14 protein-coding genes are annotated in these 15,449 nt (G+C 36.5%); 8 read left to right on the plus strand and 6 right to left on the minus strand.

The genetic code is table 11. The features are described 5' to 3' along the window. Positions 1-17: 17 nt before the first annotated feature. The 4 genes from ACN5J7_RS06335 to tgt all read right to left on the minus strand — a co-directional run bounded on the left by ACN5J7_RS06335 (position 18) and on the right by tgt (position 4,346). Entirely contained in the window at positions 18-971 is a 954-nt protein-coding gene (locus tag ACN5J7_RS06335; RefSeq protein WP_418603249.1) for an acetyl-CoA carboxylase carboxyltransferase subunit alpha, read from the minus strand. A 167-nt stretch (positions 972-1,138) separates the two neighbouring features. Further along, positions 1,139-2,035, minus strand: coding sequence for a DMT family transporter (locus tag ACN5J7_RS06340; protein ID WP_418603250.1), 897 nt, complete (start codon positions 2,033-2,035; stop codon positions 1,139-1,141). Then, positions 2,022-3,098, minus strand: coding sequence for an LptF/LptG family permease (locus ACN5J7_RS06345; protein WP_418603251.1), 1,077 nt, complete (start codon positions 3,096-3,098; stop codon positions 2,022-2,024). Before ACN5J7_RS06345 ends, ACN5J7_RS06340 begins: the two co-directional genes overlap by 14 nt. Before the next feature lie 117 nt (positions 3,099-3,215). Further along, entirely contained in the window at positions 3,216-4,346 is a 1,131-nt protein-coding gene (tgt, locus tag ACN5J7_RS06350; RefSeq protein WP_418603252.1) for a tRNA guanosine(34) transglycosylase Tgt, read from the minus strand. A 217-nt stretch (positions 4,347-4,563) separates the two neighbouring features. On the opposite strand from tgt, the gene ACN5J7_RS06355 reads away from it, so the two are divergent. From ACN5J7_RS06355 to ACN5J7_RS06390, 8 genes are all read left to right on the plus strand, one after another. Continuing rightward, positions 4,564-5,439, plus strand: a complete 876-nt coding sequence (locus ACN5J7_RS06355; protein ID WP_418603253.1) for a transketolase — start codon at positions 4,564-4,566, stop codon at positions 5,437-5,439. 19 nt (positions 5,440-5,458) lie between these two features. Then, a complete protein-coding gene (locus tag ACN5J7_RS06360) occupies positions 5,459-6,412 on the plus strand; it encodes a transketolase family protein (protein ID WP_418603254.1) in 954 nt (317 codons plus the stop codon). Between the two features lie 141 nt (positions 6,413-6,553). Continuing rightward, positions 6,554-7,150, plus strand: a complete 597-nt coding sequence (locus ACN5J7_RS06365) for an outer membrane beta-barrel protein (protein WP_418603255.1) — start codon at positions 6,554-6,556, stop codon at positions 7,148-7,150. A 245-nt stretch (positions 7,151-7,395) separates the two neighbouring features. Further along, positions 7,396-8,475, plus strand: coding sequence for a glycine cleavage system aminomethyltransferase GcvT (gene gcvT / locus ACN5J7_RS06370; RefSeq protein WP_311940512.1), 1,080 nt, complete (start codon positions 7,396-7,398; stop codon positions 8,473-8,475). Positions 8,476-8,478: 3 nt separating this feature from the next. Further along, positions 8,479-9,393: a glutaminase gene (locus tag ACN5J7_RS06375; protein ID WP_418603256.1), complete on the plus strand. Its 915-nt coding sequence runs from the start codon at positions 8,479-8,481 to the stop codon at positions 9,391-9,393. 26 nt (positions 9,394-9,419) lie between these two features. Further along, positions 9,420-10,250 (plus strand): sugar nucleotide-binding protein, encoded by an 831-nt coding sequence (locus ACN5J7_RS06380; protein WP_418603257.1) that lies wholly within the window; start codon positions 9,420-9,422, stop codon positions 10,248-10,250. Between the two features lie 55 nt (positions 10,251-10,305). Beyond that, positions 10,306-10,599: a 4a-hydroxytetrahydrobiopterin dehydratase gene (locus tag ACN5J7_RS06385; RefSeq protein WP_311940505.1), complete on the plus strand. Its 294-nt coding sequence runs from the start codon at positions 10,306-10,308 to the stop codon at positions 10,597-10,599. A gap of 148 nt (positions 10,600-10,747) precedes the next feature. Next, complete coding sequence (locus ACN5J7_RS06390) at positions 10,748-11,467, plus strand: YebC/PmpR family DNA-binding transcriptional regulator (RefSeq protein ID WP_311940502.1); 720 nt, start codon at positions 10,748-10,750, stop codon at positions 11,465-11,467. Positions 11,468-11,598: 131 nt separating this feature from the next. On the opposite strand, the gene ACN5J7_RS06395 is transcribed toward ACN5J7_RS06390, so the two are convergent. Together ACN5J7_RS06395 and gyrA are read right to left on the minus strand one after the other, a co-directional pair. After that, positions 11,599-12,849: a tetratricopeptide repeat protein gene (locus tag ACN5J7_RS06395; RefSeq protein WP_418603258.1), complete on the minus strand. Its 1,251-nt coding sequence runs from the start codon at positions 12,847-12,849 to the stop codon at positions 11,599-11,601. An 18-nt stretch (positions 12,850-12,867) separates the two neighbouring features. After that, the gene (gene gyrA, locus ACN5J7_RS06400; protein WP_311940498.1) at positions 12,868-15,432 is read right to left on the minus strand and encodes a DNA gyrase subunit A; all 2,565 of its coding nucleotides are present in this window, start codon (positions 15,430-15,432) and stop codon (positions 12,868-12,870) included. Positions 15,433-15,449: the final 17 nt, after the last annotated feature.

Genomic DNA, 15,449 nt, shown 5'->3' on the forward strand with positions numbered 1-15,449 from the left:
TTGCTATTTTAAAAGGCTTACCCCTTAAAAACTCCCATTTGCATATATTTATCCATACGCTGAGACACCAAATCTTTTGGTGATAAGTTTTTAAGCGCGTCAAAAGTTTTCAAAATTGTGTTGCTAACAGAAGTAAATGTTTTATCCCTATCTCGATGTGCACCACCAAGTGGTTCTTTTATAATTTCGTCTACCAACTTTAGTTTTTTCATATCGGTAGCAGTCAGTTTTAAAGCTTTTGCCGCTTCTTCCTTATGCTCCCAACTGCGCCAAAGTATAGAAGAACAGGATTCTGGCGAGATTACCGAATACCATGTGTTTTCCAACATAAGCACCCTATCGCCTACGCCAATGCCCAAAGCACCACCAGAGGCTCCTTCGCCTACAACTATGGTGATAATAGGTACTTTTAAACGTGTCATTTCTAAAATATTTCTAGCAATGGCTTCTCCTTGTCCGCGTTCTTCAGCTTCTAAACCAGGGTAAGCTCCAGGCGTATCTAAAAGGGTAACCACTGGAATTCCGAATTTTTCGGCAGATTTCATTAAACGCAAGGCTTTACGGTATCCTTCAGGGTTGGCCATACCAAAATTACGGTATTGGCGCGTTTTAGTATTGTAGCCTTTTTGCTGACCAATAAACATAAAACTTTGGTCGCCAATTTTTCCCAAGCCACCAATCATGGCTTTATCATCCTTAAAGCTTCTATCGCCATGGAGTTCTAAAAACGAATTCCCGCAAATGGCCTTTATATAGTCCATAGTATATGGTCTGTTAGGGTGACGTGATAATTGCACACGCTGCCATGGCGTTAGGTTTTTATAAATATCTTTTTGGGTCGCTTTTAGTTTCTTTTCAATTTGCGAGCAAGTTTCGGTAACATCAACTTCACTTTCTTCTCCAATTACCTTGCATTTTAGCAATTGGTCTTCTAGGTCTTTAATTGGTAATTCAAATTCTAAATATTCCATAAGAATTTTTTGTTTGGACTATTAATCTTGGTTAGGGTACAAAATTACATATTTTATTTTGTTTTAAAATTACAAACGAAACGAAATAAAATTTTAATAACACGAAACCTTAATTATCAAATTGGTATGATTTGAGTAAATATAAAAACTTTAATTTTGTTATTCTGTTAAGAAGGGTTTCTTTTTAACGTCCTTATGTTTTTTATAACGCCATTTAGCATAACCGTTGCAATAATTACAATAGCGCCATAATAAAATTCCAGAGTCATTTTTTCCTTTTCAGGGAAAAGTACAATGGCCAATAAAATACCGTAAATAGGTTCTAAATTATAGGTTAACACAACGGTATAGGGGCTGATAAGTTTCATAACGTACACCGAGGCAATAAAGGCATAAGCCGTACAAATGGAAGCCAAAATAAAAAGATAGCCGAAATCTGAAGTGCTTAAATTGAAAAATTCCGCAGAAAATCCACCTCCAAAAAAGAATATATAAATCGATATAAACAATACACCACTTAAAAACTCATAAAATGAAATAACGGTGGCGGTATGTTGTTTTAAAAAACTACCGTTTAGCACGGCGAATAACGACGAAAAGAAAGCCGATGAAATGCCCAAAATAATCCCATTAATATATTTGAATTCGCTTTGGGTTATGACAAAAACACCGATAATTACGACGATTCCGAAAATAATTTCATACCAAATTATGGCACGTTTGTAAATAACCGGCTCTATAAAAGATGCGAAAAAAGCACCCGTTGAAAACATAGCCAATGTGATTGAAATATTGGATGCATCAATAGCGCCGAAAAAGGTAATCCAATGCAAGGCGATAATGACGCCTGCCAGCGAAAACTTAATAATGGCTTTGGGTGACACTTTTAATTTTACTTTGGCTATTTTAATATAAGCAAACATTAAAACGGAAGCCATAACCATTCTAAACCAAACCAAAGAAACCGCACTAATTGTAATTAACTCGCCTAAAATAGCAGTAAAGCCTGCAATAAAAACTAGAAAATGAAGATGTAAGTAGTTTTTGAGTTTAGCGTTTGGCATTACGTAAAAGATATATGGCTAAAATACCAAAAATGACATTAGGAAACCATACCGCAATAACCGGCGGGAAATTTGACTGTTCTGCCATAACACCAAATATTTTATCGAAAAACACAAAAACCATGGCAATACAAATACCCACAGCTAAATTAACACCCATGCCTCCGCGTCTTTTTATGGACGATACGGCTACCGCAATAATGGTTAATATGAATACCGAAACCGGTAAACTCCATTTTCTGTAAAGCACCAATTTATAGCGCCCAATATTGGAAGACCCACGTTTTTCTTCTTTGGCAATAAAATCGGTTAAATCGCCATAAGAAAGCGTTTCGGCAATATAAATAACCGGTGTTAAATCTTCAATATCAAAACTAAAAACGGTGTCTTTCTTTGTTGCGCTTTCAAGAATATCATCAAATTCACCAACGGTGCGTTTAGTGTAATTCCGCAGTTGATACGTGCTGTCTTTATCAATAAATTTTATGGTGCTCGCTTTTATTTTGTAAACGAGCTTATTGTCCTTTATATGCTCTAAAGTAAAGTTACTGCCTTGTTTGTTTTTAAGATCGAAACTGCTCACGTAAATAAAATCATTGTCGTTAATTTGCCTAAAAACATTCTGGTTTTCGGCAACTTTTCTACCTTTTTTAAAATATTTATAGCTAAAATCGTTAAACCCCTGACTTGCTTTTGGTGCCAAATACAAACCCAATATAAGTGCTAAAATAGCGACAAAAAAGGCGCCGATTAAATACGGTTTTAAAAATCTTGAGAACGATACCCCGGAACTTAAAAAAGCAATAATTTCGGTATTGTTGGCCAGTTTCGAAGTAAACCAAATAACCGATAGGAATAAAAACAACGGAAATAATAAATGGGCAAAATAGATGGTGAAATCAAGCAGATACAGCATAACGGCATCAAAAGGCACTTCGTTTTCAAGAATTTTACCAATTTTTTCTGCAAGATGTACGGTTATCCCAATAGGAATAAACAACAGCAGCATCATAAAAAATGTAAACAAATAGCGTTTTAATATGTACCAGTCTAATATTTTCAATTCAATTTCATATTTATTTTTTAGAGGTAAGAAAAAAGATGCTAGAGAAAAGACGTATCCAAAAGTATTTTTTATCTCTATTCTTTTATCTCTATTCCATTTTTCTTTTCCTATTTTTTAAAGGCGGTTATCCATTTGTTTTACCATTTTGTCTTTCCAAACTCTAAAATCTCCCGCTAATATATGTTTTCTCGCTTCGCGAACCAACCACATATAAAAACCTAAGTTGTGAATGGTTGCAATTTGTTTACCCAACAGCTCGTTAACCGTGAATAAATGTCTTAAATAAGCTTTACTGTATTCGGTATCTACAAAAGTGATGCCCATCTCGTCAACTGGCGAAAAATCATCGGCCCATTTTAAATTTTTAATATTGATTGAACCATGTGCCGTAAACAGCATACCATTTCTGGCATTACGCGTTGGCATAACGCAATCAAACATATCTACACCTAACGCAATATTTTCTAAAATATTGATTGGTGTCCCAACACCCATTAAATAACGTAGTTTATCTTCGGGAAGAATGTTGGTCACAACCTCGGTCATGGCATACATTTCTTCGGCAGGTTCTCCAACTGACAGTCCGCCAATGGCATTACCTACCGCACCTGCATTGGCGATATATTCCGCCGATTGCTTACGTAAATCTTTATAGGTACTACCTTGAACTATTGGAAAAAAAGCTTGATTATAACCGTATTTTAAAGGTGTTTTTTCTAAATGGTTGATGCAACGGTCTAACCAACGATGCGTCATGTGCATCGAACGTTTGGCATAATTGTAATCGCACGGATATGGTGTGCACTCATCAAAAGCCATAATAATATCGGCGCCAATGGTACGTTGTATTTCCATCACGTTTTCTGGTGTAAACGTATGGTAACTCCCATCGATATGGGATTTAAACTTAACACCCTCCTCCTTTATTTTTCTATTTGCTGAAAGCGAATACACTTGATAACCACCGGAATCGGTTAAAATATTCCTGTCCCAATTCATAAACTTGTGCAATCCGCCAGCTTTTTCTAAAATATGGGTTTGCGGACGTAAATATAAATGATAGGTATTCCCCAAAATAATATCCGGGTTTATGTCGTCTTTTAATTCACGTTGATGCACGCCTTTTACGGTGGCAACCGTTCCAACGGGCATAAAAATTGGGGTTTCTATAACCCCGTGATCTGTGGTTATTTTTCCTGCTCGGGCTTTACTCTGGGTGTCTTTCGCTTTTAATTCGAATGTCATAAATTTAAAATCTGTCGCTGGCAAAGATAATTAACAAAATGGCTTTTGCTCTTAAACATTTAATAAAATTTATAGATGTGAATACCCATTTAACCAAGTGGAAAAAACATAATTTACAACGAATTTCAAAATAAAATTTTCAATTGTTAGCAAATCTTCATAATTAGTTAATAAATGCATCATATCTATTTTGTTAAGGGTATTTAAAAGATTATTTTTGTCGCGCAAAAAAACTAATAATTTAAACATGCCAAACACACAACAATTAGAAGATTTAACAACGCAGGTTCGTAGGGATATTTTACGAATGGTGCATAAAGTAAATTCTGGTCACCCCGGAGGTTCATTAGGATGCGCTGAATTTTTTGTAGCACTTTATAGTGAAATTATGGATAGAAAAGACCATTTTGATATGGATGGTATTGGTGAAGACCTTTTCTTTTTATCAAATGGGCACATCTCCCCGGTTTATTACAGTGTGTTGGCGAGAACCGGTTATTTTTCGGTAGATGAATTAAATACCTTCAGATTGATTAATTCGCGTTTACAAGGGCATCCAACAACACACGAAGGCTTACCGGGAATAAGAATCGCTTCTGGTTCCTTAGGTCAAGGCATGAGTGTTGCTTTAGGTGCTGCTCAAGCTAAAAAACTGAATGGCGACAAGCATTTGGTGTACTCCTTACACGGCGATGGCGAGTTGCAGGAAGGTCAAAATTGGGAAGCCATTATGTACGCTTCGGCTAAAAAAGTAGACAACTTAATTTCTACCATAGATTTAAACGGAAAGCAAATTGATGGTGCTACAGACGATGTTTTGCCCATGGGAAGCATTAAAGCTAAATTTGAAGCTTTTGGCTGGACGGTTATAGACATTGAAGAAGGCAACAATATTGAAGCCATTTTAAAAGGTATGGCAGAAGCAAAGGCGGAAACAGGAAAAGGAAAACCGGTTTGTGTTTTGTTAAAAACCATGATGGGTAACGGTGTTGATTTTATGATGCACACACACGCGTGGCACGGAAAAGCACCAAACGACGAGCAATTGGAAAGTGCTTTAGCTCAAAATGCAGAAACTTTAGGCGATTATTAATTCCCAATTAAAAAGAAAAATGAAAACATACACATACACAGAAAAAAAAGATACACGAAGCGGTTTTGGAGCGGGACTAACCGAATTAGGTAGAACCAACCCCAATGTTGTAGCACTTTGTGCCGATTTAATTGGGTCGTTAAAAATGGATCAATTTATTAAAGAAAACCCTGAGCGTTTCTTCCAAGTGGGTATTGCCGAAGCCAACATGATGGGCATTGCCGCTGGTTTAACCATTGGCGGAAAAATTCCGTTTACGGGTACTTTTGCCAATTTTTCAACGGGAAGGGTTTACGATCAAATTCGTCAATCTATCGCCTATTCGGGTAAAAATGTGAAAATATGTGCTTCGCATGCGGGCTTGACTTTAGGTGAAGATGGTGCCACACACCAAATTCTTGAAGATATTGGATTGATGAAAATGCTTCCGGGCATGACGGTAATCAATACCTGCGATTACAACCAAACCAAAGCAGCCACCATTGCTATTGCAGACCACGAAGGTCCTGTTTATTTACGTTTTGGAAGACCTGCAGTCCCTGTGTTTACGCCGGAAAATCAAAAATTCGAAATCGGTAAAGCCATAAAGCTTACCGAAGGCACCGATGTTACCATTGTAGCTACAGGCCATTTGGTTTGGGAAGCTTTGGAAGCCTCAAAAGTGTTGCACGAAAAAGGAATTTCTGCTGAAGTGATAAACATCCACACCATTAAGCCCTTGGATGAAAAGGCAATTTTGGAATCGGTTGCAAAAACCAGATGTGTTGTTACGGCCGAAGAGCATAACTTTTTAGGTGGTTTAGGCGAAAGTGTTGCCAGAACATTAGCTTTACACAACCCTACGCCGCAAGAATTTGTGGCAACCAACGATACCTTTGGAGAATCTGGAACACCAGCCCAACTCATGGAAAAATACGGTTTAAATAGTGCATCAATTATTGAAAAAGTACAGACTGTTATCGGTAGAAAATAACAGATAAATTTTATAAAAAAAGGTTCTTTTATTCATTTAAAAGGACCTTTTTTATTTTTAAATAAGTCCGTACTAAAGAAATAATTTTCGTTTGGCAACGTTTTTGATACTATACCTCAAAATCACAAAAAACGAACAATTATGAAGAATTCTTTTTTTATTACCTTATTATTTTTAGTATCGATATCAACGGCCACTTACGCACAAACCGATACTGGCTTTGGTTTTAAAGCTGGTTTAAACTACAATGCCAATGGCAATTATTTTGAATCAATAAGCAGCAATGCCGAACATCCCGATAGAAATATAGGGTATCACTTTGGCGTGTTCGGTAAAATTGGTAAGCAAGTTTTTTTTAAACCCGAGTTGGTTTACACAAGCACAAAAAGCGATTACAACAACAATAGCTTTAACATGCAAAAAATTGATGCGCCCATGCTTGTCGGTTTAAAAGTACTAGGTCCCATTAGTGTTTTTGGTGGCCCCTCGTTTCAATACATTTTAGATACCGATTTTAAAGCATCCAACCTGTCCATTGACAAAATAGAAAATGATTTTTCGGTTGGACTTAATTTTGGTATCGGACTTAATTTTAACAAACTTGGTATAGATGTGCGATACGAAAGAGGTTTGAGCAACAACGAAGCTACTTTTTTAGACAACAACGGCATTAATGTGGATAATAGGTTAGACACGCGCCCCGATCAACTTATTTTAGGTTTATCGCTTGTGCTTTAAAACACATCCATTTTATATTAAATTTAAAACCTGAACAACAAAATTCTTGTTCAGGTTCTTTTTATTCTTTTTCCTTTAGGATATAACGGATTAAACTTCTTTTAAAACTTTATTAAATTCAATGGGTTTTCGCGCAATATTTTCCTTTCCGCGAAAGCGAAATCTATAAAAATTCAATACATTTGTTTTAGATACAAATTAATGAGATTCCCTCCTTCGAGGGAATGATAAAATAATTATTCTCAATGAAAAACACAGCTTTAAATCAAACACACATTGCTCTCGGAGCAAAAATGGTACCTTTTGCCGGTTACAATATGCCCGTGCAGTACGAAGGTGTAAATGCAGAACACGAAACCGTTAGAAAATCTGTTGGCGTGTTTGATGTATCGCACATGGGCGAGTTTTTAATTGAAGGCGAACACGCGCTGGATTTAATCCAAAAAGTAAGCAGTAACGATGCCAGTAAATTAACTATTGGAAAAGCCCAATACAGTTGTTTACCAAATGATGACGGTGGTATTATTGACGATTTAATTATTTATAAACTTAAAGAACAATCCTATTTATTGGTTGTTAATGCCAGTAATATTGAAAAAGATTGGAACTGGATTCAGTCTAAAAACGATGTTGGTGCCACCATGCGCAATTTAAGCGAAGACTACGCATTACTCGCCATTCAAGGCCCAAAAGCCATTGAAGCGATGCAAGCTTTAACAAGCCATGACTTATCCGCTATAAAATTCTACAATTTTGTAGTAGGTGATTTTGCCGGTATCGAGCATGTTATTATTTCGGCAACCGGTTATACGGGCAGCGGTGGTTTTGAAATTTATTGCAAAAATGCCGAGGTAAAACAAATTTGGGACAAGGTTTTCGAAGCCGGTGCAGATTACGGCATCAAACCTATTGGTTTAGCGGCACGCGATACTTTGCGTTTAGAAATGGGTTATTGCCTTTACGGAAATGATATTGACGATACTACCTCGCCGCTTGAAGCAGGTTTAGGATGGATATTAAAATTCACAAAGGATTTTACAAATTCCGAAGCACTTAAAGCTGAAAAAGAACGTGGAACAGAACGCAAATTAGTAGCTTTTAAATTGGATGATCGTGGCATTCCGCGCCAAGGTTACGATATTGTTGATGGCAACGGACAAAAAATAGGCACCGTTACCTCGGGTACAATGAGCCCCAGTTTAGGTATTGGAATTGGCTTAGGCTATGTGCCAAATGTTTTTGCCGCGGTAGACAGTAAAATAAACATCCAAATACGTAAAAATGCAATTCCTGCAACGGTTATAAAATTGCCGTTTTATAAATAATTTATGCCAGATTTTCAAGTCATTTTAGAAAGTATTTATCAAGATGCTATTAATGCTTCTGATAAAGGCATAGTGGCTTCATATATTCCTGAATTAGAACATATTGACAAAAATAATTTTGGTATTCATTTAAGAACTTCTGATGGGAAAAGTTATGGCATTGGTGATTATAAAAAGCGTTTTTCAATACAAAGTATATCTAAAGTTCTAGCTTTATCTAAAGCAATGGAACTTATTGGCGAAGCTATTTGGGAACGTATTGACGTAGAGCCATCTGGACATAAATTTAATCAATTGGCATTATTAGAAATTGAAAATGGAATTCCTAGAAACCCATTAATAAATTCTGGAGCTATTGTAATTGCTGATATTTTGGTTTCAAACTTAAAAAACCCAAAAGAAGATTTCTTAAGCTATTTAAGAGATCTTACAGGTGATAATACAATTTGCTTTAATAAAGATGTGGCACTTTCAGAAAAACTAACTGGTTTTAAAAATTATGCGGCAGCTAATCTTTTAAAATCTTTTAAAAATTTACAAAACCCAGTTGATGAAGTTTTAGATTTCTACTTTCACCAATGTTCTATAGAAATGTCGTGTAGTCAACTATCAAATGTCTTTTATTTGTTTGCAAATAATGGCAGGTGTTTACAAGATAAATTACACATTACAGACGGACAAGTAAAACGTGTAAATGCCTTAATGCTAACATGTGGTTTTTATGATGAAGCAGGAGAATTTGCCTTTGAAGTTGGGCTTCCAGGAAAAAGTGGTGTTGGTGGTGGCATTGTTGCATTACTTCCAGATAAATTTGTAATTTCAACGTGGTCGCCTGGACTTAATAAAAAAGGAAATTCAAAATTAGGTATGTTGGCTTTGGCAAAATTTACTACAAAAACCAAACTATCCATTTTTTAGAATAGCTTCTATGTTGTGGTTGAATTATGAAAAGGCAAGAAAACAAGCATATTATTTTAATTTTAGGAGCAAGCGGATTTTTAGGCGGCGCCATTTACAAGGAGCTCTGCTCCTATTTTAGAACTTTTGGCACGTATAACATAACAAACAAAACCCTGGAAAAAAACCATCACTTTTTTCAGTATAATATTGAAGAAGATGATGTTTACGAAATTCTGGATATTGTAAAGCCAACTATAATTATTTCGGCGCTTCGTGGCGATTTTTCAAAGCAAGTTTTAGTGCATCAACATCTTGCAGAATATGTGTTTCTAAATAAGATAAAACTAATATTTCTATCGTCTGCAAATGTTTTTGACGCCTACAGCAAGTATCCAAGCTACGAAACCGATAAAACATACAGTAATAGTATTTATGGGCATTTTAAAATAAAAATTGAAAACATGTTATTGCGATTACCTAAAAAACAAGTCGCCATTTTACGCTTGCCTATGGTTTTTGGAAATCAGTCGCCCCGTGTGTTGGAAATACTTCAGCATATAAAAAACAAAACGGCTATCGAGGTATTTCCAAATTTAATTATGAATGTAACAACCGACACTAAAGTAACACAACAAACACATTATATAATCAACAGAAATAAATCTGGTATCTTCCATTTAGGAAGTACCGATTTGGTGCACCACGACGATTTTATTAAGGAAATAATTAAATCATTGGGCAACCCTAAAGCCTTATTTAAACAGGTTTACACGACTAACGACGACAGGTATTTAGCAGTATTGCCAAAATATAATCTACTACCAATAAACCTGCAGTTATTAAGTCAAGATATATTAACGGAATTAAAAATTTAATGGATCTTAATGCTTGAAATAAGAGCAGTGTAACTATAAATTTAAAACATAAATTATGAGTAAATTATCAAAAGACGACATAGAAAAAAAATTATTGCATTTACCAGATTGGGAGTATTATGATGATGCGATTCACGCCGAATTTGAATTCGAAAATTTTAAAGATTGCTTTAGCGCCATGAGTAGAATTGCTTTTGAATGTGAAGCCTTAAACCACCACCCAAATTGGAGCAACGTGTACAATGTGCTTACCATTTCATTATCAACGCACGATGCCAATGGGGTAACCAATAAAGATTTTAAATTGGCAAAAGCCATAGAGCACATTGTAGAGCCGGACGACGAATAGCGTATTCAGTGGGCAGCGGTAGTTTTCAGTATTTGTAAATGGTCACAAAAACTTTTAACAATATTAGAAACTTTCAATTCTGCTTACTTTTTTTATTTTTACGTTTTAATTTAATTTAACAAATTAACAACAAACAACTCAACATATTATGGGAAGAGCTTTCGAGTTTAGAAAAGCAAGGAAAATGAAGCGTTGGTCTGCTATGAGCAAAGCCTTTACACGCATTGGTAAAGATATTGTAATGGCGGTTAAAGAAGGTGGTCCAGACCCAGATAGCAATTCGCGTTTGCGTGCTGTTATACAAAATGCGAAGGCCGTAAACATGCCTAAAGATAACATTGAGCGCGCTATAAAACGTGCCAGCGATAAAAACCAAGGCGACTATAAAGAAGTGATTTTTGAAGGCTACGCACCACACGGTATTGCCGTTTTAGTGGAAACGGCAACCGATAACAACACACGTACCGTAGCCAACGTTCGCAGTTATTTTAATAAATGTGAAGGTAGTTTAGGCACGTCGGGATCGGTGGTTTTTATGTTCGACCACACTTGTAATTTTAGAATTAATGCCGAAGGTTTAGACCCAGAGGAAATAGAATTGGAGTTTATTGATTTTGGTGCCGAGGAAGTATTTGCCGATGACGATGGCATTTTAATTTACGCGCCTTTTGAAAGTTTTGGAGCCATTCAGGCCGAATTGGAAAACCGTGACATTGAAATATTATCTTCGGGATTTGAACGCATTCCGCAGGTTACAAAGCAATTAACAACAGAACAAGCTGAAGATGTTGAAAAGCTATTGGAAAAACTTGAAGAAGATGATGATGTGCAAAACGTTTACCACACCATGGAAGAAACCACCGAATAAACAACTTTAGCGTTCTATTAATTTCCCAACCAAATTAGCGCATAAAAAAACTGCCCCCGAAAGTTTTAAATTTCGGGGGCAGTTTTTTATTTATGGCTTTTTAAAGCACAATTTTAAAATACAATCAAAAATTAGTTTCCAGCTTCAATAGCTTCTACTCTTTCTTTCATTGCTTTATATTTAGCTGTTTCGCCAATAACACTGTAAATATTCATTAATGTTTTAGCAGCATTTATGTTTTTTGAATCAATAGCTATGGCTTTATCTAAATAAGGTATGGCGCTTTTGTAAATATTTTGACGCTCTTCTCTTAACTCGTCATAGCGTAAATCATCTTTTTTAGAAGTTCCCAAACCGTTCATTTCTTCAATAATAGCTTGCTCTCCATTTAATATTAAGGCCGCCATGTTTATATAGGCATTTATATAGTTAGGGTCCAATTCGATAGCCTTATCGTAATATTTTTTTGCACCTTCAGTATCTTCAGATTCTGCGGCAATTACACCCAAGTTATATTGCAACTCGGCATTTTCAGGGTCTTTTTGAGTTGCTATTTCCAATAGCTTTTTAAACTCTTCCTTGTTACCCATTTTAAAATGCACGTTGGCTTCAGAAAGCAACAAGTTAATATCGTCCGGACTTTCTGCCCTAGCATCTTTCATAGCCTCTAATGCCTTTTCGTTATTGCCTTGGCTTACGTAAATAAGAGCTACATTTTTAACGATTTCGGCTTTTTTAGATTCCGTTAATCGCTCACCTGGTTTAATATGGCTTTTAGCTTTTACATATAAATCTCGCGTACCTTCATCTAAAACTTCTTCTTCACCAGTTTCAATGTTAGTAGCATAATACTCTTTTTGTATACCAGTATAACCTAGTTCCTTAAGCTCTTCGTAGAGTCTTAATGCTCTGTCATACTCTTGAACATTTACCGCGGTAGCGGCAGCGTAATAAAGAAATAAAGTATCTTTTGTAGACGTTTGGTAAGCATGCTCAAAGTGTTTTGAAGCAGTTGAAAAATCTTTGTCTTCGTAGGCTTGATTTCCTTTTGTTAAAATGTCGTTAGTCATGGTTTGCTTTAACGCAGTCACCTCAGCACCATAAGCGCCATTAACATTTTCTAAGCTCTCTAAAGCCTTATCAATATCTTGACTTGAGCCTGCCCCATTTGCGTAAAGCGCTTGCCCTAACAAGTAATAATATTTGGCTTTGTTTTTGTCGTCCATAGAAGTCATTAAAGCCTCAGCTTGATTAAGTGCTGCTTTTGCTTCTGCAAAATTGTTTCCTTTAATAGCTTTTTCTGCAGATCTCAATTCTTTTTTTTGTGCAAATGAAAATGCACTTATTGAGATGGCTAAAGCTATAATTAATTGTTTTTTCATTTTATTAATAATATTTAGTTAATTGTCATTTTTGTTTTCGTTGTTATTATTATCAAGAGTTGTGCCATCTTCTGAAGCATCAGTATTTTCAATGGTTTCTGGATTTATCGTATTACCATTTTCATCTAATTCAACCTCATCTTCATCATGCATTACTTTGGCAACAGCCGCAATAGAGTCGTTTCCTTTTAGGTTAATTAATTTAACCCCTTGGGTGGCTCTTCCCATAACCCTTAAATCTTGAACGGCCATTCGAATAGCAATTCCCGATTTGTTGATAATCATTAAATCATCGTCATCGGTTACGTTCTTAATCGACACTAAGTTACCTGTTTTTTCTGTAATAGAAATAGTTTTTACACCTTTTCCGCCTCTATTGGTAATTCTGTAGTCCTCTAAACTTGAGCGTTTTCCATAACCATTTTCTGAAACGACAAGGATATCACTCTCCATATCATCAACCGCAATCATTCCAACAACCTCATCGGTTTTTTCGTCTTGCAAACGAATACCGCGAACACCAGAGGCACCACGACCCATTGGTCTGGTTTTGGCTTCTTCAAAACGGATGGCCTTACCAGATTTTAAGGCTAGCATTACTTGGCTTTCGCCAGTAGTTAGCTTCGCTTCTAATAATACATCATCTTCTTTAATGGTTATCGCATTGATTCCGTTGGTACGCGGACGCGAATATTGCTCTAAAGAGGTCTTTTTAACTTGACCTTTTTTAGTTGCCATAATGACATAATGGCTGTTTATATACGCTTCATCCTTTAAATCTTGAGTACAAATGAAAGCCATTACTTTATCGTCTTGCTCAATATTTATAAGATTTTGAATAGCTCGACCTTTTGAGGTTTTACTGCCTTCTGGAATCTCGTAAACGCGCATCCAGAAACACTTTCCTTTTTGGGTGAAGAACAGCATATATTGATGGTTGGTACCCACAAATAAATGCTCTAAGAAATCTTCGTTACGTGTTGTTGATGCCTTTTGACCAACGCCACCTCTATTTTGTGTTTTGTATTCGGTTAATGAGGTACGCTTGATATAACCGGCATGCGAAATTGTGATGACCACTTTTTCATCCGGAATCATATCTTCGATACTTAAATCGCCACCTGCATATTCAATAGTTGAACGACGCTCATCACCATATTTATCCCTTACAACTTCCAATTCGCTTTTAATGATGTCCATGCGACGTTCTTTTTTATCAAGAATATCTTTTAAGTCTTCAATGGTAAGCATTAAATCATCGTACTCCGAACGCAGTTTGTCCTGCTCTAAACCTGTAAGCTGACGCAAACGCATTTCGACAATGGCTTTCGCTTGAATTTCTGAAAGTTTAAAACGTTCGATTAATTTCTCGCGGGCTTCATCGGCATTTGATGATGCTCTTATAATTTTAATAACCTCGTCAATATTATCCGAAGCTATAATCAATCCTTCTAAAATATGGGCGCGTTCTTCCGCTTTGCGCAACTCGTAAGTTGTACGGCGCACCACAACCTCGTGTCTGTGCTCAACAAAATAATGAATGAGCTCTTTTAAATTCAATAATTGCGGACGTCCATTTACCAGCGCAATATTATTAACACTAAAAGATGATTGTAATGCGGTGTATTTGAATAATTTATTTAGAACGATATTTGGAATGGCATCACGCTTTAAAACGTAAACGATGCGCATACCGTTTCTATCGGATTCATCGCGAATGGTTGCAATACCATCCATTTTTTTATCGTTTACCAAGTCTGCAGTTTTTTTAATCATGTCTGCTTTATTCACCTGATACGGAATCTCTTCCACGACAATACATTCGCGCCCGTTTACCTCTTCAATATTGGCTTTGGCACGCATAACAATACGTCCGCGACCGGTGTGAAATGCTTCCTTTACGCCATCGTAGCCATAAATGGTTCCACCTGTTGGAAAATCGGGTGCTTTAATGTGCTGTATAAGTTCGTCAATTTCAATATCGTTATTTTCAATATATGCAATGGTTCCGTTTACCACTTCGGTTAAATTGTGCGGTGGCATATTGGTTGCCATACCCACGGCAATACCCGAAGCGCCATTTACCAAAAGCCCAGGAATACGGGTTGGCAAAACGGTTGGCTCTTGCAGCGTATCATCAAAATTTAATTTATGATCTACGGTTTCCTTGTCAATATCCGCCAGCATATCCTCAGATATTTTACGCATACGCGCTTCGGTATAACGCATTGCTGCAGGACTATCGCCGTCAATAGAGCCAAAGTTTCCTTGGCCATCAACCAACATATAGCGCAAACTCCATTCTTGCGCCATACGCACCATAGCGTCGTAAACCGAAGTATCTCCGTGCGGGTGATACTTACCTAAAACCTCCCCTACAATTCTTGCAGATTTTTTATGTGCTGAGTTTGCCCTAACACCTAATTCGTGCATCCCGTAAAGCACACGTCTGTGTACTGGCTTTAAGCCATCTCTTACATCGGGTAAGGCACGTGACACAATGACCGACATTGAATAATCAATGTAAGCCGATTTCATCTCATCTTCAATATTAATAGGGATCAATTTTTCTCCTTCTTCCATAAATATTTTAATTAAGT

It is taken from the genome of Hwangdonia sp., from assembly GCF_048381975.1.
Taxonomy (GTDB): domain Bacteria; phylum Bacteroidota; class Bacteroidia; order Flavobacteriales; family Flavobacteriaceae; genus Hwangdonia; species Hwangdonia seohaensis.

Excerpts from the sequence above, each read along its gene's own strand:
- ACN5J7_RS06365 (WP_418603255.1), top strand. The coding sequence starts at position 6,554 with ATGAAGAATTCTTTTTTTATTACCTTATTATTTTTAGTATCGATATCA.
- gyrA (WP_311940498.1), bottom strand. The coding sequence starts at position 15,432 with ATGGAAGAAGGAGAAAAATTGATCCCTATTAATATTGAAGATGAGATG.
- ACN5J7_RS06395 (WP_418603258.1), bottom strand. The coding sequence starts at position 12,849 with ATGAAAAAACAATTAATTATAGCTTTAGCCATCTCAATAAGTGCATTT.
- ACN5J7_RS06380 (WP_418603257.1), top strand. The coding sequence starts at position 9,420 with ATGAAAAGGCAAGAAAACAAGCATATTATTTTAATTTTAGGAGCAAGC.
- ACN5J7_RS06340 (WP_418603250.1), bottom strand. The coding sequence starts at position 2,035 with ATGCCAAACGCTAAACTCAAAAACTACTTACATCTTCATTTTCTAGTT.
- gcvT (WP_311940512.1), top strand. The coding sequence starts at position 7,396 with ATGAAAAACACAGCTTTAAATCAAACACACATTGCTCTCGGAGCAAAA.
- tgt (WP_418603252.1), bottom strand. The coding sequence starts at position 4,346 with ATGACATTCGAATTAAAAGCGAAAGACACCCAGAGTAAAGCCCGAGCA.
- ACN5J7_RS06385 (WP_311940505.1), top strand. The coding sequence starts at position 10,306 with ATGAGTAAATTATCAAAAGACGACATAGAAAAAAAATTATTGCATTTA.
- ACN5J7_RS06360 (WP_418603254.1), top strand. The coding sequence starts at position 5,459 with ATGAAAACATACACATACACAGAAAAAAAAGATACACGAAGCGGTTTT.
- ACN5J7_RS06375 (WP_418603256.1), top strand. The coding sequence starts at position 8,479 with ATGCCAGATTTTCAAGTCATTTTAGAAAGTATTTATCAAGATGCTATT.
- ACN5J7_RS06335 (WP_418603249.1), bottom strand. The coding sequence starts at position 971 with ATGGAATATTTAGAATTTGAATTACCAATTAAAGACCTAGAAGACCAA.
- ACN5J7_RS06390 (WP_311940502.1), top strand. The coding sequence starts at position 10,748 with ATGGGAAGAGCTTTCGAGTTTAGAAAAGCAAGGAAAATGAAGCGTTGG.